This window comes from Streptomyces durocortorensis (assembly GCF_016901035.1).
GTDB lineage: Bacteria > Actinomycetota > Actinomycetes > Streptomycetales > Streptomycetaceae > Streptomyces > Streptomyces durocortorensis.
Map to the genome: position 1 here is coordinate 40,487 of NZ_JAFEUF010000018.1, position 19,911 is coordinate 60,397.

Sequence of the window (19,911 nt, forward strand, 5' to 3'; positions counted from 1 at the left end):
CAGGGAGGGTCAGCGGAACCCAAGCAGTTACTTAGGTATGCCTAACCTTACCCGCAAGGCGGTGGATGCGGGTAGTCCGGGGACACGCGTGACGCTCACGCCCAGGTCGGAGCTGCGGTTCGGCCCTGGTGAGCGTTGGCGTCCGGCCCCGCTCAGAGCTGGAGTTCGGTACGCAGGGCCGCGGCGAGGCCGACTTCCGCGTTGTCCGACTGGCCGCGCTCGAAGGCGCGCTGGTACGCCTCGTCGCCGACGGCCGCCCGTGCCTGGAGCTCGCAGGTCTCACGGACCGGTCCCAGCTCGGGCGTGCCGCGCTGGGGGTGGCCGACCATGCGCCAGTACGCGTGCCCGGTGCCGTAGACCCGGGCGGCCTGCGCGCCCGCGCCCTGGGCGGCGATGGCGGCGGCCAGGATGTCCAGGCCCAGCGCGATGCCGAAGCTGTCGCGGAGCCGGTGCTTGCCCGCGAGCATGGAGCGGGCGTGCGTGGCGGAGGCCGCGGGGCGGCCCTGGAGCAGGGCGATCAGGGCGAGTTGATAGTCCGCGTAGGAGCGGGTCCAGTATTCGCCGCCGCGTTCGCAGGCCCGGCGCAGCTCGCCGGCCGCCGCCTCGGACTCGGTGAGCCGGCCGAGCGCGGTGAGCGCGAAGACGGTGATGAGGCGGCAGCGCAGCCGGTGGGCGGAGTCCACGGGGACGCTCTCGGTCATGCGCAGGACGCGCCCGGCCGCCTCCAGGGCCGCCGCGGGCTCGCCGGTCATCAGCTGGGTGAGCCCGGAGAGGTACGTGGCGCCGAGCATGCCCTCGTCGTCCCCGTCGTACAGGGCGGTGGCCGTGCAGAGCGCCCCGTACTTCTCGGCGGTCGCGAAGTCGCTCTGGAGGAGGGCCGCGACGCCGAGGACCCAGTGCAGCCGGGTCCGGTGGGGTCCGTCGACGGGGCCCGCGTCCAGGGCCCGTTGGGCGTAGTTCCGGGCCTCGGAGAGGTGGCCGCAGCAGGCCCAGAAGAAGCCGACCCTGCCCGCCATCTCCTGGGCGCCTTCGACGTCATGGGCGAGGAGGTGCTCCAGGGCGGCGCACAGGTCGAGGTGGGTGTCGGACACCTTGTGGTACCAGGACACCTGGTCCGGGCCGGTCCAGCCGTCGTGGGCGCGGCGGGCGAGGCCGAGGAAGCTGCTCGCGTGCCGGTCGGCGGCTGCGCGGTCCTCACCCAGTTCGGCGAGCCACATCCGGCCGTACTCGCGCAGGGTGTCGAGCATCCGGTAGCGGTCGCCGTCGCGCTGGACGACGGACTGGGCGACCAGGCCCTGGAGCGCCCGGTCCACCTCGTCGGCGGTGAGCGGGCCCCCGGTGCAGACCTCGCGGGCGACCTCCGCGTCGAAGTCGGTCCGCAGCGGGGTGAGGCGGGCCCACAGGAGGCGCTCCAGCGGGGTGCACAGCTCGTGGGACCAGCCGATGGCGGTGCGCAGGGTGCGGTGGCGGCGGGGCCACACCGTCGCGTCGGCGAGGAGGTCGAGACGGGAGGTACCGGGGTCGAGACGGGAGGTACCGGGGTCGAGACGGGAGGTACCGGGGTCGAGACGGGAGGAACCGGGATCGAGGGCGAGGGGGCCGCTCCGGGCGTCGAAACGGGTGCCGATGCGGGTGGCGAGCTGGGCCACGCTGTGCCGGCCGATGCCCGCGGCGGCCAGTTCGATGGCGAGCGGGATGCCTTCGAGGCGGCGGCAGATCTCGGCGGCGGCCGCCTCGTCCCCGGGGGCGTCGAGGCCGGCCCGGGGGTCGGTGGCGCGCAGCCGGTCGGCGAAGAGCTGGAGGGCGTCGGGCGCGCCGTCGACCGGCAGCGGCGGCACCTCGACGACATGCTCGCCGCGGGTGCCGAGCGGCTGCCTGCTGGTGACCAGGACGGTCAGGCGCGTCGAGGTGGTCAGGATCTCGGCGAGCAGGTGGGAGCAGGGGCCGCGGAGGTGTTCGGCGGAGTCGAGGACCAGCAGGAGGTGCTTGTCCCCGAGCCATTCGCAGAGCGCCTCGACGGGCATCCGCAGGGTGTGGTCGGCGAGCCCGACGGCGTCCGAGACGGTGGGGAGCAGCAGCCGGTCGTCGGAGAGCGGGGAGAGGTCGGTCCACCAGGCCCCGTCCGCGTAACGGTCGGCGACGGCGCGGGCCGCCCGGAGCGCGAGCCGGGTCTTGCCGACGCCGCCGGGGCCGATCAGGGTGGTCATCCGCCGGGTGGTCAACGCGGTGTGCAGCCGGGCCAGTTCGGCCCGCCTCCCGACGAAGCTGCTCGTCTCCTCGGGAAGGTATCCCACCTTGGTCATCATCACCGTCCGCACGCTGGGGCAGGGTGCGCCGGCGGGGCCGACGGCCGCGGGCCGGCCCCGCCTCCCCCGGCGGGGAGAGCGGGACCGGCCCGGTGGACCGGGACGGCTGTCGCGGCTTCGTCGCCGACGTCTGCCGTCACCGTAGTGCGGTGGGAGGTCAGCGCAGAGTGAAGACGGCCGCCGTGCGTCCCGGGACAGTGAAAGTGGCTGATTTCCCGTCGTACCTGGCTCGTTTGACCGTAAGATCCGCACCCTTGGCCTGGACCGGGTGCAGGGCGTACGTCTTCCCGGCCGGTGCGGCGAGCCGCTGGGTCGCGGTGTCCGGGGCGGCGTTGATGACGACGACGAGCTTGCCGAGGCGCATGGTGATCACGCCGGGCGTCTCGTCCTTGCCGGAGAGCGGGAAGGACAGGGCGGACTGCACCTGGTCCGCGGTGCGCAGGGAGAACTCCTTCTCGGTGGAGCGGATGGTGAGCAGGTCGCGGTAGGCGGCCGAAGCCCCGTCGATCTGCGCGCACTTCGGCGCGATGGTGCCGGTGGCGGCCAGGAGCGGCTTCGCGTACGACCACTTGTCCTGGTTGTCGGCGGCGGGCGGGAGGCCCCGGCCGAAGCCGTTGCCGTCGCGGCAGTCCCAGTGCAGGGCGTTGAACCAGTCGCCGCTGTCGTAGGAGTTGCGGTCCAGGGACTTGGAGCGCAGCAGGTCGGTGCCGGCCTGCGAGAGCGAGGGCCCCTGGGAGAGGACGGAGGCGGCCATGGCGACCACCTGGGCCCTGGCCCGCTCGGAAGCCGTGGCGTCGGCCGGGAGCTTGAAGGCGAGGGCGTCGAAGAGGGTCTCGTTGTCGTGGGCGTCGGAGTAGGCGAGCGCGTCGCCGGGTGCGGCCGCGTATCCGGCGGGCGCCCCGTTGTAGTCGACCTCGGAGCCCTTGACCGTGCGCCCGGAGGTGTCGGTGAAGGTGTAGCCGGCGAGGTTGCCGGTGAGGCCGACCTTGATCAGGTCCTGGTAGTGGAGCAGCCGGGCCTTCTGCTCGGGGCGGGTGCCGTTGGCGGGCGAGGAGTTGGGGTCGGTGTAGAGGCCGGAGGCGAAGCCCTGGACGCCGGGGTCCTCGTCGAAGGGGCCGCCGCCGCGCACGGCGTCGCGGGCCCGGTCGGAGAAGGTGGCGATGCCGGTGCCGGCCATGTTCTTCTGGGTGGCTTGGACGAAGCGGGCGTCGTCGGCGATCTCGCCGAAGTTCCAGCCCTCGCCGTACAGGATGATCTTCTTGCCGTCGACGCCGTCCTTGGCGAGCGTGAGGGAGTCCAGCGCCTTGCGGACCTCCAGGATGTTGTCCTTGGGGTGGTGGCCCATCAGGTCGAAGCGGAAGCCGTCGACCTTGTACTCCTTGGCCCAGGTGACGATCGAGTCGACGACGAGCTTGCCCATCATGGTGTTCTCGGGCGCGGTGTTGGCGCAGCAGGTGGAGGTGGCGACGGTGCCGTCCTCCAGGAGCCGCTGGTAGTAGCCGGGCACGATCCGGTCGAGGACCGACTTGTCGTCCTGCCCGGAGGCGACGGTGTGGTTGTAGACGACGTCCATGACGGTGCGCAGCCCGGCCTTGTTCAGGCCCTGGACCATCTGGCGGAACTCGACCGTGCGCTCGGTGCCGTCCGGGTCGGAGGCGTAGGAGCCCTCCGGGACGGTGTAGTGGAACGGGTCGTAGCCCCAGTTGAAGCCGTCCTTGGCGGCCGCCTTGCTCACGCACTCCTGCTGCTTCTCGGAGTCGGGTGCGGGGGCGGTCAGGTCGCAGTCGGGGGTCGCCTGGTCCTTCTTCTTCTCCGGGACGGTCCCGATGTCGAAGACGGGGAGCAGGTGGACGTAGCTGGTGCCGGAGTCGGCGAGCTTCTTGAGGTGCCGCATGCCCTTCGAGCGGGTGTCGGTGAAGGCCCGGTACTCACCCGGGTGCTTCGCCGTGCGGTCCGTGATCGAGAAGTCCCGGACGTGCAGCTCCTGGATCTGGGCGTCCCGCAGCGGGGTGGCGGCGGGCTTCTTCAGGCCGGACCAGCCGCGCGGCGCGAGCTTCGGGTCGGTGAGGTCGACGACGAGGCTGCGGGCCGAGTCGGCGGTCAGGGCGGTGGAGTAGGGGTCGGTGACCTTGTTGGTGACGAGCTTCTGGACGGTGGGGGCCCAGACGGTCACGGCGTACCGGTAGGACTTGCCCTGCCAGCTCTTCTTGCCGGTGACCGACCAGACGCCGGTGCGGTCGTCGCGCTTCATCGGGACGGTACGGCCGTCGAGTTCGAGCGAGACGGTCTGCGCGGTGGGGGCCCACACGGAGAGGGTGGGCGTCGACTTGCGGAAGACCGGGCCGAGTTCGGCGGAGGCGGCCTTCTTGCCGTACAGGTCGTCCAGGATTCCGGCCGTCTGTACGCCGGTGGCGGCGAGCAGGGCCCCGTTGGCGGCGCGCTGGGTCGCGATCAGCTGACCCCGCAGGGACTCGCGGACGCGGTCACGGTCGCGGGCGTCGACGGTGAACGCCGGATAGTCCTTCAGATGAGGGAACTTCGCTTTCTGGGCGTCGCTCAGCTCACCCTGCTGGAGCCGCAGCCACTGTCCCTCGTCGGACAGCGCCCCGTCGACGACGGAGATGCCGCCCTCCTTCGCGTACACGAGCTGCTGGCTGGTGGCGTCGGTGGTCTTCACCTTCCAGACGACGGTGTTCGCGTCGATCCACTGCGCCTCGGCCTTCGACAGGTCGGGGGCCGCGCCGCCGCCCGTCTGCGGGAGGAGGTAGCCGGGCTTGCCGCCGAGCATCCAGACCTCGTGGCCGTAGGTGGCGAGGTCGAGGGACTGGTCGCTGGGCAGGTCCTTCTCGTCGCCCTTGTGCAGGATGTAGCTGAGCGAGGTCGCCCCGTCGACGAGCGGCACCTCGAAGGTGACCCCGTAGGCGTCCTTCTTCACCGGCATCAGCGGCTTGGCCCAGTCCGTGGGCTCCTTGGCGCCGGCCCAGGTGTGCAGCCCCCAGCCGTCGTAGTTCCCGTCCGGGCGGTGGTAGTTGAGGACGGCCTTGGCGGTGTCCTGCGGCGGGGTCTCGGGGGCTTCGGCCTGCTGCCCGTCCTTGCCCTGCTCGATCCAGACCTGTCCGGTCACACCGAGGTCGATGGTCCGCTGCGGTCCGTCGGCCGTGCCGTTCTTCTCGACGGTGTACGGGACGGAGTCCGTCCCCTTCTCCAGGTCGATCCAGGCGAACGCGCCAAAGGCGTCCCGCCCGATGAACTCAGCCGTCTTGTCACCGGACTTCAGCTGCCAGCCGTCGTAGTCGCCGTCGGGGCGCTGGTAGTGGACGACGGCCCGGTCGCGCTCGACGGCGACGGGCTTGCCGGGCGGCGGGGCCTGACCGGCGGTCGTCGAGGCGAGGGCGCTGGACGTACGCCCGGCGCGGTCGACGACGACGGCCTTGTAGCGCAGCGGGGTGCCCGCCTTCACCGCCTCGTCCAGGTGCTGGGTGACCTTGTACGGGGCGTGGTCGGCGGTGCCGAGGGTCCGCCACTTGCCGTTGCCGACCTGGGCGGCGAAGACGACCCGGTTGAGCTGTCCGCCGTCCACGTCGGCGGCGATCTCGACGGTGCCGGTCGCGCCGGCGGCCGGGGCCTTCAGCGAGACGGCTGGCTTGGCCGCGGGCGTGCCCACGGTACGGTCCGCCTTCAGCACGAGGCTGGACAGGGCGGGCACGGTGACGGTGACCTTCTTGTCCTTGCCGCTGCGGACCGTGCCGGAACCGCCGTACAGGGTACGGAAGTTCATGTCGGCCGATTCGGTGGCGAGCTGGACCTTCTTCGGGGTCGTGCCGTTGTTGGAGGCGACGAGGTACTCGTTGGGCCGCTCGGTGGCGATGCGCGAGGTGGCGTACACCGAGCCGTCCGCGAGCCGCTCGATCTGGATGCCGTCGCGCAGCGCCGGGTGGTCCTTGGTGAGCTTCGAGAGCGCGGCGATGGAGCGGTAGACCGGGTGCTTCGTGTCGTACGCGTCCGAGGCGTGGGTGCGGTCGGTGCCGAGCTGGTCGTCGTCGAGGTAGTCGGCGGTCTTCGAGGCGAAGAGGGTCTGGCGGGAGTCCTTGTCGCCGCCGGCGCCGGTGAAGCCCTGCTCGTCGCCGTAGTAGATCACCGGGTTGCCGCGGCCGAGGAACATCAGCTCGTTGGCGAGCCGGGCCCGCTGCAGCAGCTCGGCGTCGTCGGCCTTCGGGTTGTCCTGCTTGAGGAAGGTCCCGATGCGGCCCATGTCGTGGTTGCCGAGGAAGGTGACCTGCTCGTAGGCGTTGGCCTTGTCGGTGGTGTAGCGGAAGTCGTTGCCGTACACCGAGGCGAGCTTGTCGGCGGGCGCGCCCTGGGAGGCGAACTGCCGGGCGGCGTCCTGGAACGGGAAGTCCAGCGTGGAGTCCAGGCGGCCCCGGGTGACGTACGGGGAGGTGACCTCGGTGTCGGCGGAGTAGACCTCGCCGAACATGAAGAAGTCGTGCCGGCCACGCTTCGCGGCGTAGTCGTCGAGCGCGGTGGCCCACTGGGTCCAGAAGTCCAGGTCGACGTGTTTGACGGTGTCGATGCGGAAGCCGTCGATGTCGAAGTCGCGGACCCACTTCTCGTAGATCTTCTCCATGCCCTTCACGACCTCGGGACGCTCGGTCCACAGGTCGTCGAGCCCGGAGAAGTCGCCGTACTCGTTGGACTCACCGGCCCACGTCGAGTCGCCCCGGTTGTGGTACATGGTGGGGTCGTTGAGCCAGGACGGCACCTTCTTCTCCGTGCCGGGGGCCTGCACCGGGGTGTACGGGAAGGAGTTTCGGTCCACCTTCTCGACGCCCTCGCGGTCGTCGAAGGGGCGGCCGGTCCTGTCGAGGTAGGGGAAGGCGCCCTTGGGCTTGTAGCCGTAGGCCTTCTCCGCGTAGTCGACGGTGTCGGCGGTGTGGTTGGTGATGACGTCGAAGAAGACCTTCATGCCCTTGGCGTGGGCCTTGTCGATCAGCTTCTCCAGGTCGGCGTTGGTGCCGAAGTGCGGGTCGACCTGGGTGAAGTCGGTGATCCAGTAGCCGTGGTAGCCCGCCGATGCGTCTTTGCCGGTGCCCTGGACGGGCCGGTTCTTGAAGATCGGCGCCATCCAGATGGCGGTGGTGCCGAGGCCCTTGATGTAGTCGAGCTTCTGGGTGAGGCCCTTGAGGTCGCCACCCTGGTAGAACCCCTTGTCGGTGGGGTCGTAGCCGTGGTCGAGGCGCGAACCGGTCAGCCCGCCGCGGTCGTTGGAGGCGTCGCCGTTGGCGAAACGGTCGGGCAGCACGAAGTAGAACTGCTCGCGCGTGAGGTCGTGCCGGGCCGACTCGCGCGCGAGCTTCGCGTCCGAGGGCGGGGCCGGCGGCCGGGGCGAGGCGGCGGCGATGGCCGCCGGGACGACGGGCAGCAGCGCCGCGCACAGGGCGGCCACCGCCCCTCGTCTCAGGGTGGTTCGGGACACGGAGGGTGCTCCTCGGCTGGTGTCAGGAGGGTGGGGCGCGGGCCGGTGGCAGCGCCACCGGCCCGCGGGAGAGAGGGGATTCACGGGTCAGCCGCGCCAGACGTCGGCGGTCAGCGTGACCTTCCCGGAGGACGGGACGGTGGCGGTGCGGTTCGCGCCGCTCTCCCAGGTGACGTTGCCGGCCGCGTCCTTGCGGACGTACTTGTAGGCGAACGTGGTCCCGGCGGGCAGTGCCACGTCCAGCTTCCAGACGGGGTACGTCGCCGGGTCGAGCTTGGGGGCGTTCGCCGGGTTCCAGTTGCCGAGGGCGGTCTGGTCGCCGGTGACGTGGATGTTCTGGCCGGGCTGGGTGGTGGCGTTGACGCCGAAGGACGCGCCGGAGGAGCCGTTGCCGGGGCCCGGGTCGGGGTTCGTGCCGCCGCCCCCGGAGCAGGTCCGGGCGTTCGCGTGCAGGGCGACGGCGGTGCCGGCCGCGACGGTGGCGGTGAACTGGCCCGAGCCGTTGACGGTGACGCCCTTGCCGGACTGGACGTCGCAGTAGTCACCTGCGGGCAGCGAGGTCTGGAAGGTCCGGTTCAGTGCGGAGCCCTCGTGGTTGATGGCGACGTACGCCTTGGTGCCCCGGCCGAAGGCGATCTGGTCGCCGCCGTTGTCCCACCAGTTGGTGACGCCCTGGCCCCGGGCCGCGTTGCGGAAGCCGACCATGGAGGAGATCTCGCGCCAGGCGTGCTGGCACTTCCAGCCGTCGCTGTAGCAGGCGTTGACCTGGCCGCCGTTCGGCGGTCCGGCATCGTGGTCGCTGAACTCGTAGCCGGAGTGGACGTCCGGGGAGCCGTAGGGGTAGGCCAGCATGAAGACGTTGGCGAGCGTATAGGCGGAGCCGTTCTTGTAGTTGAGGGTGTCGCCGCCCCGCTCGGTGTCGTGGTTGTCGACGAAGACGCCGGACTTGCCGGACTCCATGAAGCCCCAGCCCTCGCCGAAGTTCTTCAGGTGGGCGAGGTTCTCGTTGAGGAAGACCTGCTTGAGGCTCCGCCCGTAACGGAACTCCTGGACGTCCCCGGTGCCGAGGTATTCGGAGGGCGAGACGGCCTCGCCCGCCCCGTAGATCGCCTCGTGCTTCCAGTAGACGTTCGGGTTGGTCAGCCGGGACTTGATGTTGGCCAGATCGGCGGCGGGCATGTGCTTCGCGGCGTCGATGCGGAAGCCGTCCACGCCGAGCGAGAGCAGGTCGTTGAGGTATCCGGCGATCCTGCCGCGTACGTGGTCCTCGCCGGTGTCCAGGTCGGCGAGGCCGACCAGCTCGCAGTTCTGGACGTTGCCGCGGTCGTTGTAGTTGTTGATCTGGGAGCGGCAGTCGTCCAGGTCGGCGCCGGAGTAGAGGCCCGGGTAGTCGTACTTGGTGTACGCGGAGCCGCCGGTGCCGGTGCCGTTGCCCGCCGCCATGTGGTTGACGACGGAGTCCGCGACGACCTTCACGCCCGCCGCGTGACACGTGTCGACCATGGCGGAGAAGGCGGCCCGGTCACCGAGCCTCCCGGCGATCCTGTAGCTGACGGGCTGGTAGGAGGTCCACCACTGGCCGCCCTGGATGTGCTCCTGGGGCGGCGAGACCTGGACGTAGCCGTAGCCCGCCGGACCGAGGCTGTCCGTGCAGGCCTTGGCTATGGAGGCGAACTTCCACTCGAACATCACGGCCGTGACGTCCTTGTCGCCCGGAGTGGCGGCCTGCGCGGGGGACGCGGCGCCGAATCCGGTGGGGACGACGAGGGCGGCGGCGCCGGCCACGAGGGCGAGCGCGGCAGACAGTGGTCTGCGTGCCATGTCTTTCCTCCTGCGGGTGGGGGAAACGCGGGTGACGGTGCAGCCTCAGTCGGCAACGCGCCATGCCCTCAAGGCTCCTGAAGGTTCTTGCTGCAAGAATGCAAACCTTGCTGCGGACCAGACCGTACGAGCCCTCCTGTCGGCGGTCAACCCTTTGGACACGCCCCGCTCACATCCACGAAACAAGCCATTTTTCTTCGCGGTTTCTTGCTGCAAGGTCTTCCGCAAGATATTGCAGGCCTGTTACGTTTCATCCGACTCCGGTCCGGTCGGCCGAGGGTTCCGGGCCGTCCGCACGGGCGGTTCCGGACTCCACGCGCCCGGCCGGCCGGGCCGGTCACGACAAGAGAGGCACCCGGAGTCGCAAGAACTCCCCGCCGGCCCTTCCTGGGCCGACTCCTGGTGCCTCTCCTGTACGTGTCCCTCGCCGGACCCGCCGGACCGCCTTACGCGGGGACCGCAGCCGTCGAGCCCCGTACGACCAGCTCCGGCTGGAAGACGTACTCCGTGCGCTGCACCGGGCTCCCGCCGATCTCCTCCAGCAGCGCGCCCACCGCGGCCGCCGCCATCGCGTGCACGGGCTGGCGCACGGTGGTCAGCGGCGGGTCGGTGAACGCGATGAGCTGCGAGTCGTCGAAGCCGACGACCGAGACGTCACGCGGGACCTCCAGGCCCCTCCCCCGGGCGGCGCGGACCACGCCCAGCGCCATCAGGTCGCTGCCGCAGACGATGCCGGTGCAGCCCGCGTCCAGCAGGGCGCCCGCCGCCACCTGGCCGCCCTCGACGCTGAACAGGGTGGAGCAGACGAGCAGTTCGGCCTCGGAGCGGTCCATGCCGAGCACCGAGACGGCCGCCTCCACGAACCCGTCCCGCTTGCGGCGGGAGGGGACGTAGCGCTGCGGGCCGATGGCCAGGCCGATCCGGCGGTGGCCGAGGTCGGCGAGGTGCTGGAGGGCCATCCGTACGGCAGCGTTGTCATCGGGCGAGACGAACGGGGCGCTGATGCGCTCGTTGTAGCCGTTGATCAGGACGAACGGCACGCCGCGCTCGGTGAGCGCGGCATACCGTGCCGGGTCGGCGGAGGTGTCCGCGTGCAGCCCGGACAGGAAGACGATGCCGCCGACGCCGCGCTCGACGAGCTGCTCGACGAGTTCGTCCTCGGTTGCCCCGCCCGGGAGTTGGGTGCAGAGCACGGGGGTGTAGCCGTGCCCGGCCAGCACCTGTTCGACGGACTGCGCGAACGCCGGGAAGATCGGGTTGGTGAGTTCGGGCGTCACCAGGCCGATCAGTCCGGCGCTGCGCTGCCGCAGCCGTACGGGGCGTTCGTAGCCCAGGATGTCGAGCGCCGCGAGCACCCGCTGACGCGTGGAGTCCGCGACGCCCTGCTTCCCGTTCAGGACCCGGCTGACCGTCGCCTCGCTGACCGCCGCCTGTCCGGCGATGTCGGAGAGGCGGGGCGTTGCCGTGGTCCTGGGCGCGGGGAGTGTCACACCGTCCACCACACCGTGGTGTCGGCGGGCAGCTCGGCCTCGGCGCCGTCCACGGTGACCGGGGAGCTGGCGAGCAGCACCCGGCCGCGGGCGGCGATCCGGACGGGGGCGCCGGTGGTGTTGACGGTGCAGACGAAGCCGGGACGGGCGAAGACGAGGACGCCTTCGGGGCCGTCCAGCCACTCCACGTCCGTGCCCGCGCCGAGGCCCGGGTGGTCCCGGCGGGCGGCGATCGCGGCCCGGTACAGCTCCAGGGTGGAGCCCTCCACCCCGGTCTGCGCCTCGACGGACAGCTCGCCCCAGCCGGCGGGCTGCGGGAGCCAGCTGCCGCCGTCACCGAAGCCGTGACTCGTGCCCTCGCGGGTCCACGGGATCGGGACGCGGCAGCCGTCGCGGAAGCCGTCCTGGCCCTCGGCGCGGAAGAACGACGGGTCCTGGCGGGCCTCGTCGGGCAGGTCGGTGACGTCGGGCAGGCCGAGCTCCTCGCCCTGGTAGACGTAGGCGGAGCCGGGCAGGGCGAGCATCAGCAGGGAGGCGGCGCGGGCGCGGCGCAGGCCCAGCTCGCGGTCGCCGGGGGTACGGATCTGGGTGCCGAGGCCGGGCGGGTTGGCGAAGCGGGTGGCGTGCCGGGTGACGTCGTGGTTGGAGAGCACCCAGGTGGTGGGGGCGCCGACCGGGCGCATGGCGTCGAGCGAGGAGTCGATGACCGTGCGGAGCTCGGCGGCGTCCCAGGCGGTGGACAGGTACTGGAAGTTGAACGCCTGGTGCATCTCGTCGGGGCGCACGTAGTTGGCGGTGCGCTCGACGGTCGGGGTCCACGCCTCGGCGACCGCGATCCTCTCGCCGGGGTACTCGTCGAGGATGGTGCGCCAGCTGCGGTAGATCGCGTGCACGCCGTCCTGGTCGAAGAACGGCATGACGTCGTTGCCGAGCAGCTTGAGCTGGTCGTGGGTGCCGAGGTCGGGCAGCCCTTCGGCCTTGACGAGGCCGTGGGCGACGTCGACGCGGAAGCCGTCGACGCCCATGTCGAGCCAGAAGCGCAGGATGGAGCGGAACTCGTCGGCGACGGCCGGGTGCTCCCAGTTGAAATCGGGCTGCTCGGGGGCGAACAGGTGGAGGTACCAGTCGCCGGGGGTGCCGTCCGGGTCGACCGTACGGGTCCAGGCAGGGCCGCCGAAGATGGACTCCCAGTCGTTGGGCGGGAGTTCGCCGTCCGCCCCCTTTCCGGGGCGGAAGTGGTAGCGCTCACGCAGGGCGGAGCCGGGGCCCTCGGCCAGGGCGCGCTTGAACCACTCGTGCTGGTCGGAGGAGTGGTTGGGGACCAGGTCGACGATGACGCGCAGGCCGAGCCCGTGCGCCTCGCGGATCAGCGCGTCGGCGTCCAGCAGGTTGCCGAACATGGGGTCGATGGCCCGGTAGTCGGAGACGTCGTAGCCCGCGTCGGCCTGCGGGGAGGCGTAGAAGGGGGAGAGCCAGACCGCGTCGACGCCCAGGTCCTTGAGGTGGGGCAGGCGGGCGGTGACGCCGGGGAGGTCGCCCATGCCGTCGCCGTTGCCGTCGGCGAAGCTCCGCGGATAGACCTGGTAGATCACCGCGTCCTGCCACCAGCCGGTGCGGTGGCCCGGGGCGTCGTCGGACGTGCCGGTGGAGGGGGCAGCGAGGTGCTGGGTCATGTCGTCCCTGGGGTGTCTGGGTGGGGAGCGGCGCCCGGGGCCGGGGGGGGGGGGGGGGGGGGGGGGGGGGGGGGGGGGGGGGGGGGGCGGGGGGGGGGGGCCCGGGCGCCGCCGTGACGGGTGCGGTGGTGCGGGCGGGTGCGGGTGTCCTCGGGCGTCAGCCCTTGACTGTCCTCGGGTGTCAGCCCTTGACGGCTCCGGCGGACATGCCGGTGACCAGGTGCTTCTGGGCGAAGAGGAACACCAGGGCGGCCGGGATGGCGATGAGGACGGAGGCGGCGGTCATCGGGCCCCACTGGGCTCCGTACTGGTTGACGAACTTCTGGAGTCCGCCGGCCAGCGTGAGGTTCTCGTCGCCGACCAGGAAGGCGGAGGCGTAGGCGACTTCGCCCCAGGCGGTGATGAAGGAGTAGAACGCGGTGACGGCGAGGCCCGGCTTGGCCAGCGGGAGGATCAGCCGGAAGAAGGTGCCGAAGGGGGTGAGGCCGTCGACCTCGCCCGACTCGTCGATCTCGCGCGGGATGGTGTCGAAGAAGCCCTTCATCATCCAGGCGCAGAACGGCACCGAGATGGTGAGGTAGGTGATGACGAGACCGGTGGGCTGGTTGAGCAGCCCGAGGGTCGACATGATGTTGTAGATCGGCACGATGAGGACGGCGACCGGGAACATCTGGGTGATCAGCAGCGTCCACATCAGCCCGCGCTTGCCGGGGAAGCGGAAGCGGCTGACGGCGTATCCGGTGGTGGCGGCGACGAAGACGCCGATCACCGTGGAGAGCGCGGAGATGATGACGGAGTTGGCGAACCAGTTGAGGAACTCGGTGTCGCGGATGAGGTTCGTGTAGTTGAGAAACGTCGTCTCGCGGAAGAAGTCCGTGGTGGTCGCGTACTTGGCGGGCTTGAGCGAGGTCAGCAGGACCCACAGCACCGGGAAGACCGCGATCACCGAGGCGACGATCAGGGTGAGGTGCAGGGCCACGGAGGCGAGCGGGGAACGCTCGCCGCGCAGGCGGACCTTGCGTACGGCGGCGTGCCGGGCGGGGGTTTCGGTCGCGGTGGTCACCAGTTGTCTCCCTGGGAGCGCAGGACCCGCCGGTAGATCACGGCGAAGAGCATCAGGAGTACGAGGATCAGCACGCCCCACGTGGAGGACTGCGCGTAGTCGCGCGGGCTGATCTCGAAGGAGAACTTGTACGCCTGGGTCACCAGGATCTGGGTCGCCTCACCGGGTCCGCCGCGGGTCAGCAGGAAGATCACCGGGAACATGTTGAAGGTCCAGATGGTGGAGAGCAGGACCACCGTGGTGGAGACCGGGCGCAGTCCGGGCAGCGTGATGTGGCGGAAGCGCTGCCAGGCGGTCGCGCCGTCCATCTCGGCCGCCTCGTACTGCTCGGAGGGGATGGACTGGAGTCCGCCGAGGAGGGCGACCATCATGAACGGGACGCCGAGCCAGACGTTGACGGCGATGACCGCGAACTTGGCCCAGGTCGGGTCGTTCAGCCACGGGACGGCGTCGATGCCCGCGCCGCCGAGGACCTTGTTGAGCAGGCCGCGCTCCTCGTTGTAGAGGAAGCGCCAGGCGAAGACGGAGACGAAGCCGGGGATGGCCCAGGGCAGGATGAGGGCCATGCGGTAGGCGGAGCGTCCGGCGATGCGGCGGTTGAGGATGTTCGCCAGGGACATACCGAGGACGAACGTGATGCTCACACAGGAGACGGTCCACACCAGCGTCCAGCCGAGCGTCCCGAGGAACTGCGAGCCGGTCAGGGCGTCGACGTAGTTGTCGGCGCCGACGAACTCGTAGGTGGCGGGGATCTCGTTGACCCCGATGGAGCGGGCGACGTTGCGCTCGTCGGCGTCGGTCATCGAGAGGTAGATGCCGCGGACCAGCGGATAACCGATGATCACGCCGATCACGACGACGACCGGGGCGACCATGGCCCAGGCGTACCAGTGGACCGACAGGGCGCGCCGCAGGCGGCCGGGGGTCGGTGGTGGGGTGCCAGTACCGCGGCTCCGGCCGCGGGCGGTGTTCTCGCCCGCGGCCTTCACCACCGACTGGCTGGTGTGGACAGCCATCAGTCGGCCAGCCTTCCTGTTACTTCCAGCCCTCAAGGAGCTTGCGGTAGGAGTCACCGGTGGCCTTGGCGGCCTTCTCCGGCGTGGTCTGGCCGGTGAGGACCTTGGTGTATTCGACGCGCAGCGGCTCGAAGAGGCTGCCGCCCTCGGGGATCCAGGGGCGCTCGACGGCGGTCTCGACGACCGGCTTGAAGAAGCCGACGATCTCGCTGTCGACCGCTTCCTTCTTGGCGTACGCGGAGGTGCGGGTGGGCAGCAGGTTCAGCTCGCCGGCGGCGGTGGCCTGGCTGTCGACGGAGGTCATGTACTCGACGAAGGCGTAGGAGGCCTCCAGGTTCTTGGAGCCGGCGTAGACGGCGAGGTTGTGGCCGCCCTGCGGGGCGCCCTGGGCGGCGGAGCCGGCCGGGACCGGGGCGACGCCCAGGTTGTCCTTGTCCGTGAACTCCTTGCCGGTCAGGGTGTCGGCGACGGCCCAGGGGCCGTTGATCATCATGGCGACGTCGCCGTTCTTGAACGCCTGCATCATGTTCTCCCAGCCGTCCGAGGCGTCCGTCTTCGCGGTGCCGTCGTCGACCAGGGCCTTGACCGCCTTGAACGCCTCGACGCCCTCGGGCTTGTCGATGGTGACGCTCTTGGAGCCGGCGTCGACCATGTCGCCGCCCTCGCCGTACAGGAAGGAGAGGAAGTAGTACGGGTCGTCGCCGCGGAGGTAGAGGCCGGTCTTGCCGGTCTTGTCCTTGATCTTCTTGGCGACGGTCTTGAGGTCGTCCAGGTTCGCGGGCGCCTCGACACCGGCCTCCTTGAACATCTTCTTGTTGTAGAAGACGCCCATGGAGTCGATGACCTGCGGGACGGCGAAGGTCTTGTCCTCGTACTTGGTGGACGCGACGGCCTGCTTGAGGAAGTCGTCCTGGTTCTTCAGGGCGGCGGTGCCGTCCAGCGGGGCCAGGTAGCCGAGGTTGGCGAAGTCCGGCGTCCAGGCGACCTCGGAGCGGATCACGTCGGGGGCGCCGTCGCCGGCCTGGGCGGCGTTCTTGAACTTGTTCTGCGCCTCGCCGAAGGGCACGTTGACGTACTTGACGTCGACCTTCGGGTGCTTCTTCTCGAAGCCTTCGGCCAGCTTCTTGAAGACCTTGTCCTCGCTGCCGACGCTGGAGGTGTCCCACCAGGTCACCGTGCCCGAGAGCTCGCCCGAGCTCTTGCTGCCGGTCTCGTCGTCGCTGCCGCAGGCGGTCGCCGCGAGCGCCAGGGCCGCGACCAGGGCGGTGGCCGTTATGCCACGTCGCATCTGAACTCCTTCAACTGCCGTACCGCTCCGTCGCGGCGCCGGGTCGACGTGAACGTAACAAGGATGAAAGACGACCGAAAGACCTTGCGGAAGATTTCTGCAAGCCCTGGCGATCGTTACATTCGCGTGTCCTCAAGGTTGCCGTCAAGCCCCTTGACGGCGGCCATGGACCCTTGGCAGGGACGGGCGGGCCTGGCCATATCCGCAGGGCGACGGTCCGGCGACGGTCCGCGATCCCGGCCCGCAAGTCCTTGCAAGACGTTGCCGGAAGGCCTCTGGAAACCCCTTCCCGCACCACCCCACGCACAGTGGGCAATCCGACACGAGCCCGGTACAGTCGCATCCCATGACCGCACGGCTTGCCGATATCGCAACTCAGGCGGGGGTCAGCGAAGCGACGGTCAGCCGAGTCCTGAACGGCAAGCCCGGAGTAGCGGCGGCCACCCGCGAATCCGTCCTCGCGGCGCTCGACGTCCTCGGCTACGAACGCCCGGTGCGGCTGCGCAGGCGCAGCGCGGGGCTGGTCGGCCTGATCACCCCGGAGCTGGAGAACCCGATCTTCCCGGCGCTGGCCCAGGTCATCGGCCAGGCGCTGACGCGGCAGGGCTACACCCCGGTGCTGGCAACCCAGACCCCCGGCGGCTCCACCGAGGACGAACTCACCGAAATGCTGGTGGACCGGGGCGTCTCGGGCATCATCTTCGTCTCCGGGCTGCACGCGGACACCTCGGCCGATATGCAGCGGTACGAGCAACTGCGCGGCCAGGGTGTCCCCTTCGTCCTGGTGAACGGCTTCTCCGCCAAGGTGCAGGCGCCGTTCATCTCCCCGGACGACCGGGCGGCGATGCGGCTGGCGGTGACGCATCTGGTGGCGCTCGGCCACACCCGGATCGGCCTGGCGGTCGGCCCCAAGCGCTTCGTGCCGGTGCTCCGCAAGATCGAGGGCTTCCACGCGACGATGCGGGAGCAGCTGGGCCTCTCCGAGGAGGAGATCGAGGAGCTGGTCCAGCACTCCCTGTACACGCTGGAGGGCGGCCAGGCCGCCGCCACCGCCCTGATGGAGCGCGGCTGCACGGCGGTCGTGTGTGCGAGCGACATGATGGCGCTCGGGGCGATCCGGGCGGCCCGCCGCGAGTCCAGGGAGGTTCCCCGGGACCTCTCCGTGGTCGGCTACGACGACTCGCCGCTCATAGCGTTCACGGATCCGCCGCTGACGACGATCCGGCAGCCGGTGACGGCGATGGGCCAGGCCGCGGTCCGTACGCTCCTGGAGGAGATCGGCGGAACCCCGGCTCCGCACAGCGAGTTCGTCTTCATGCCCGAGCTGGTGGTACGCGGCTCGACGGCCGCCGGACCCGCAGGCGGCTCAGGGTCGGCCCCTCGTCCTTGAGACGCAGGACGTGCGGCCGGAACCCGACCGGAGGATGATCGTAGGCACGGGAAGCTCTATGGAAGACTCTCTGCCTATGGGTGAAACACAGGTGACAGCACAGGAAGGCCGGTCGACGGCCGGTCCTTCACCCATCGCGGCCAAGGCGGCCCCCCAGGCCGCCGCCGCGTCGTCAACCCCTCCCCCGGCCTCCGGAAAGTCCGGCTGGCAGGCCCGGCTCCGCTCGCTGCGGACGCCCGGCCGCCCCCGGCTCTGGTTCGAGATCCTGCTCATCGCGGTCAGTTACTGGCTGTACTCGCTCGTGCGCAATGCCGTCCCCGAGCAGAAGGCGGCGGCGCTGGCCAACGCGGACTGGATCTGGTCGGCGGAGAAGTCCCTGGGGCTGGCCTTCGAGGAATCGGTCAATCACGCGGTCAACTCCGTGACATGGCTGATCGTGTCGATGAACTACTACTACGCGACGCTGCATTTCGTCGTGACCATCGGCGTGCTCGTCTGGCTCTTCCGCCGCCACCCGGGCCGTTACGCGGCGACCCGCCTCGTCCTCTTCGCGACGACGGGCGTGGCCCTGCTCGGCTACTACCTGTACCCCCTGGCGCCGCCCCGTCTGATGAACGGGGCGAACTTCATCGACACGGTGCTCGTCCACGAGACGTGGGGCTCGATGGCGTCGGGCAACTTCAAGAACATGTCGAACCAGTACGCGGCGATGCCGTCGATGCACATCGGCTGGTCCCTCTGGTGCGGCCTGACGATCTTCGCCCTGGCCTCGGCGCCGTGGGCCAAGATCCTGGGCCTGCTCTACCCGACGCTCACCCTGGTCGTCATCGTGGCCACCGCCAACCACTTCTGGCTGGACGCGGTGGGCGGCATGGCCTGCCTCGCCTTCGGTTACGCGGTCTCCCGCGCCTGGTACGGCTCGCTGCCGCACCACCTGCCGAAGTGGGTGCCCGGGGCGAGGAAGGGCCGGCTGACCGGACTGCGCGCCTCCGCCCGCCTGCCACGCCCAGCGTCCGAACCGGAGCCGAAGGCGGCTGCGGAGGCCGAGCCGGAGGCGGAGCCCGCGCCGGAGGCGGCCGGGGCGCGCAGACCGTAGTCCTCGCACGCGAGGAGCGGGGTGGGGGCGGGCGTCGTGTCCGTCCCCACCCCGTTTCCGTCCCTTGCGGGCTGCTCCTTCGGCCCTGCGCGCGACGCCGCGCCCCGGCCCGTCCCACAACCTGCTTCAGGACCACCCGCGCCACCCTTTCCGTTCAGGCACGCCTGCCCGTAGGGCACCGGTGGACTGCCCGTCCGCTTCTGGACCGGAGGGGCCCGGTCCGTAAAGCTGGACGTCTCGTCACCGAGGAGACCCCCTTGCGCGCATACGACCACGACAAGACGACGGACTCCGCGACGTCGCAGGGACCTGCCCGCCGGGGCCCGGCCGGGGCCGGCAGCCCGCCGCAGCGGTTCCTCGCCCAGCAGGGCGCCGTGGGCAACGCCGCCGTGGTCCAGATGCTGCGGGCCGGACAGCCCGCCGGGCAGGACCGGCACCGGCACAGCGAGGACTGCGGCCACCAGCCGACCGCACAGCCCACCGTGCAGCGTGCGAGCAGCCCGCACGCCACACCCATGGACATCGACAAGCGGGACTTCTCCGACGCCGAGGAGCTGTCGGACGGCGGGACCGACTCCGAGGCGGCGGAGTACGACTACGGCACGTTCATGGGCGAACGGGCGAACCACCCCCGGGAGACCACACCGACGCCGCAGGAGGCGGCGGGCTTCGGCGAGAGCACGTACGGCATCGACCCGGGCAAGGTGAAGTCGATGCGCGAGGACCGCAAGCAGGGGCGCGATGTCCCGCCGCTGCGCTACCGCAAGGACAACGAACTGCTGTACCGGTGGGACAGCAGGACACCGGACCAGATCCTCGGCAAAGGATTCACGCCCTGGAACGAGAAGATTCCCGCCAGTCTGCGGCACTACCAGAAGCTGCTGCAGAAGACCGGGTTCGTCAGCACCACCCGCTCCCCCGGCGGATACGTACCGGACTGGGCGCGACAGCCGGACGGCAGCGGCTACCGCTACGTGATCAACGCCCCCGGCGGCATCGACCTCGTGGACACGCTGGGCACCACGTCCTTCGTCCAGCAGCAGGAGGTCATCTTCTGGAAGGGCATCCGGCCCGGCCACATCCTGCGCGCGGAGCTGTGCGACAAGAACGGCAAGGTCATCAAGGTGATCCCCAGCGCCGCGAAGGCCGATCCGGACGCGATGGACATCGACGGCTGAGACGCGGGGTCGGCCCGGGAACGCACTCCGGGCGGCCCGGCATCCAGCCCGTCCGGCGGGACATCCAGCCCCTCCGGCGTTTGAGGAGCGGGGTCCGGGGCGGAGTCCCGGGAG

The 19,911-nt window shown here is 70.6% G+C and carries 11 protein-coding genes; 3 read left to right on the plus strand and 8 right to left on the minus strand.

Annotation, left to right across the window (positions count from 1 at the left end; translation table 11 throughout):
* Nucleotides 1–152: 152 nt before the first annotated feature.
* The 8 genes from JS521_RS06365 to JS521_RS06400 all read right to left on the minus strand — a co-directional run bounded on the left by JS521_RS06365 (nucleotide 153) and on the right by JS521_RS06400 (nucleotide 16,133).
* Nucleotides 153–2,306 (minus strand): ATP-binding protein, encoded by a 2,154-nt coding sequence (locus JS521_RS06365; protein ID WP_205081754.1) that lies wholly within the window; start codon nucleotides 2,304–2,306, stop codon nucleotides 153–155.
* A 157-nt stretch (nucleotides 2,307–2,463) separates the two neighbouring features.
* On the minus strand, nucleotides 2,464–7,782 hold the full coding sequence (gene pulA, locus JS521_RS06370; protein ID WP_205081740.1) for a pullulanase-type alpha-1,6-glucosidase: 5,319 nt from the start codon (nucleotides 7,780–7,782) through the stop codon (nucleotides 2,464–2,466).
* A gap of 87 nt (nucleotides 7,783–7,869) precedes the next feature.
* Complete coding sequence (locus JS521_RS06375) at nucleotides 7,870–9,603, minus strand: carbohydrate-binding module family 20 domain-containing protein (RefSeq protein ID WP_205081741.1); 1,734 nt, start codon at nucleotides 9,601–9,603, stop codon at nucleotides 7,870–7,872.
* A gap of 446 nt (nucleotides 9,604–10,049) precedes the next feature.
* Nucleotides 10,050–11,105: a LacI family DNA-binding transcriptional regulator gene (locus JS521_RS06380; protein ID WP_205081742.1), complete on the minus strand. Its 1,056-nt coding sequence runs from the start codon at nucleotides 11,103–11,105 to the stop codon at nucleotides 10,050–10,052.
* Nucleotides 11,090–12,766, minus strand: a complete 1,677-nt coding sequence (locus tag JS521_RS06385; RefSeq protein WP_205081743.1) for a glycoside hydrolase family 13 protein — start codon at nucleotides 12,764–12,766, stop codon at nucleotides 11,090–11,092. Before JS521_RS06385 ends, JS521_RS06380 begins: the two co-directional genes overlap by 16 nt.
* Before the next feature lie 181 nt (nucleotides 12,767–12,947).
* Complete coding sequence (locus JS521_RS06390) at nucleotides 12,948–13,829, minus strand: sugar ABC transporter permease (protein WP_205081744.1); 882 nt, start codon at nucleotides 13,827–13,829, stop codon at nucleotides 12,948–12,950.
* Entirely contained in the window at nucleotides 13,826–14,845 is a 1,020-nt protein-coding gene (locus JS521_RS06395) for a carbohydrate ABC transporter permease (protein WP_205081745.1), read from the minus strand. The genes JS521_RS06390 and JS521_RS06395 overlap by 4 nt, the downstream gene beginning before the upstream one ends.
* A 19-nt stretch (nucleotides 14,846–14,864) precedes the next feature.
* Entirely contained in the window at nucleotides 14,865–16,133 is a 1,269-nt protein-coding gene (locus tag JS521_RS06400) for an extracellular solute-binding protein (protein ID WP_205081746.1), read from the minus strand.
* Between the two features lie 346 nt (nucleotides 16,134–16,479).
* On the opposite strand from JS521_RS06400, the gene JS521_RS06405 reads away from it, so the two are divergent.
* The 3 genes from JS521_RS06405 (at nucleotide 16,480) to JS521_RS06415 (ending at nucleotide 19,797) form a co-directional block, all read left to right on the plus strand.
* Complete coding sequence (locus JS521_RS06405; protein ID WP_205081747.1) at nucleotides 16,480–17,523, plus strand: LacI family DNA-binding transcriptional regulator; 1,044 nt, start codon at nucleotides 16,480–16,482, stop codon at nucleotides 17,521–17,523.
* 76 nt (nucleotides 17,524–17,599) lie between these two features.
* Entirely contained in the window at nucleotides 17,600–18,619 is a 1,020-nt protein-coding gene (locus tag JS521_RS06410) for a phosphatase PAP2 family protein (protein WP_205081748.1), read from the plus strand.
* A gap of 257 nt (nucleotides 18,620–18,876) precedes the next feature.
* Entirely contained in the window at nucleotides 18,877–19,797 is a 921-nt protein-coding gene (locus tag JS521_RS06415; RefSeq protein WP_205081749.1) for a scabin-related ADP-ribosyltransferase, read from the plus strand.
* Nucleotides 19,798–19,911: the final 114 nt, after the last annotated feature.

Bases quoted from the DNA above. Each gene is read 5' to 3' on its own strand.
- JS521_RS06375 (WP_205081741.1), bottom strand. From the start codon at position 9,603: ATGGCACGCAGACCACTGTCTGCCGCGCTCGCCCTCGTGGCCGGCGCC.
- JS521_RS06400 (WP_205081746.1), bottom strand. From the start codon at position 16,133: ATGCGACGTGGCATAACGGCCACCGCCCTGGTCGCGGCCCTGGCGCTC.
- JS521_RS06395 (WP_205081745.1), bottom strand. From the start codon at position 14,845: ATGGCTGTCCACACCAGCCAGTCGGTGGTGAAGGCCGCGGGCGAGAAC.
- JS521_RS06410 (WP_205081748.1), top strand. From the start codon at position 17,600: ATGGGTGAAACACAGGTGACAGCACAGGAAGGCCGGTCGACGGCCGGT.
- JS521_RS06405 (WP_205081747.1), top strand. From the start codon at position 16,480: ATGACCGCACGGCTTGCCGATATCGCAACTCAGGCGGGGGTCAGCGAA.
- JS521_RS06385 (WP_205081743.1), bottom strand. From the start codon at position 12,766: ATGACCCAGCACCTCGCTGCCCCCTCCACCGGCACGTCCGACGACGCC.
- JS521_RS06365 (WP_205081754.1), bottom strand. From the start codon at position 2,306: ATGATGACCAAGGTGGGATACCTTCCCGAGGAGACGAGCAGCTTCGTC.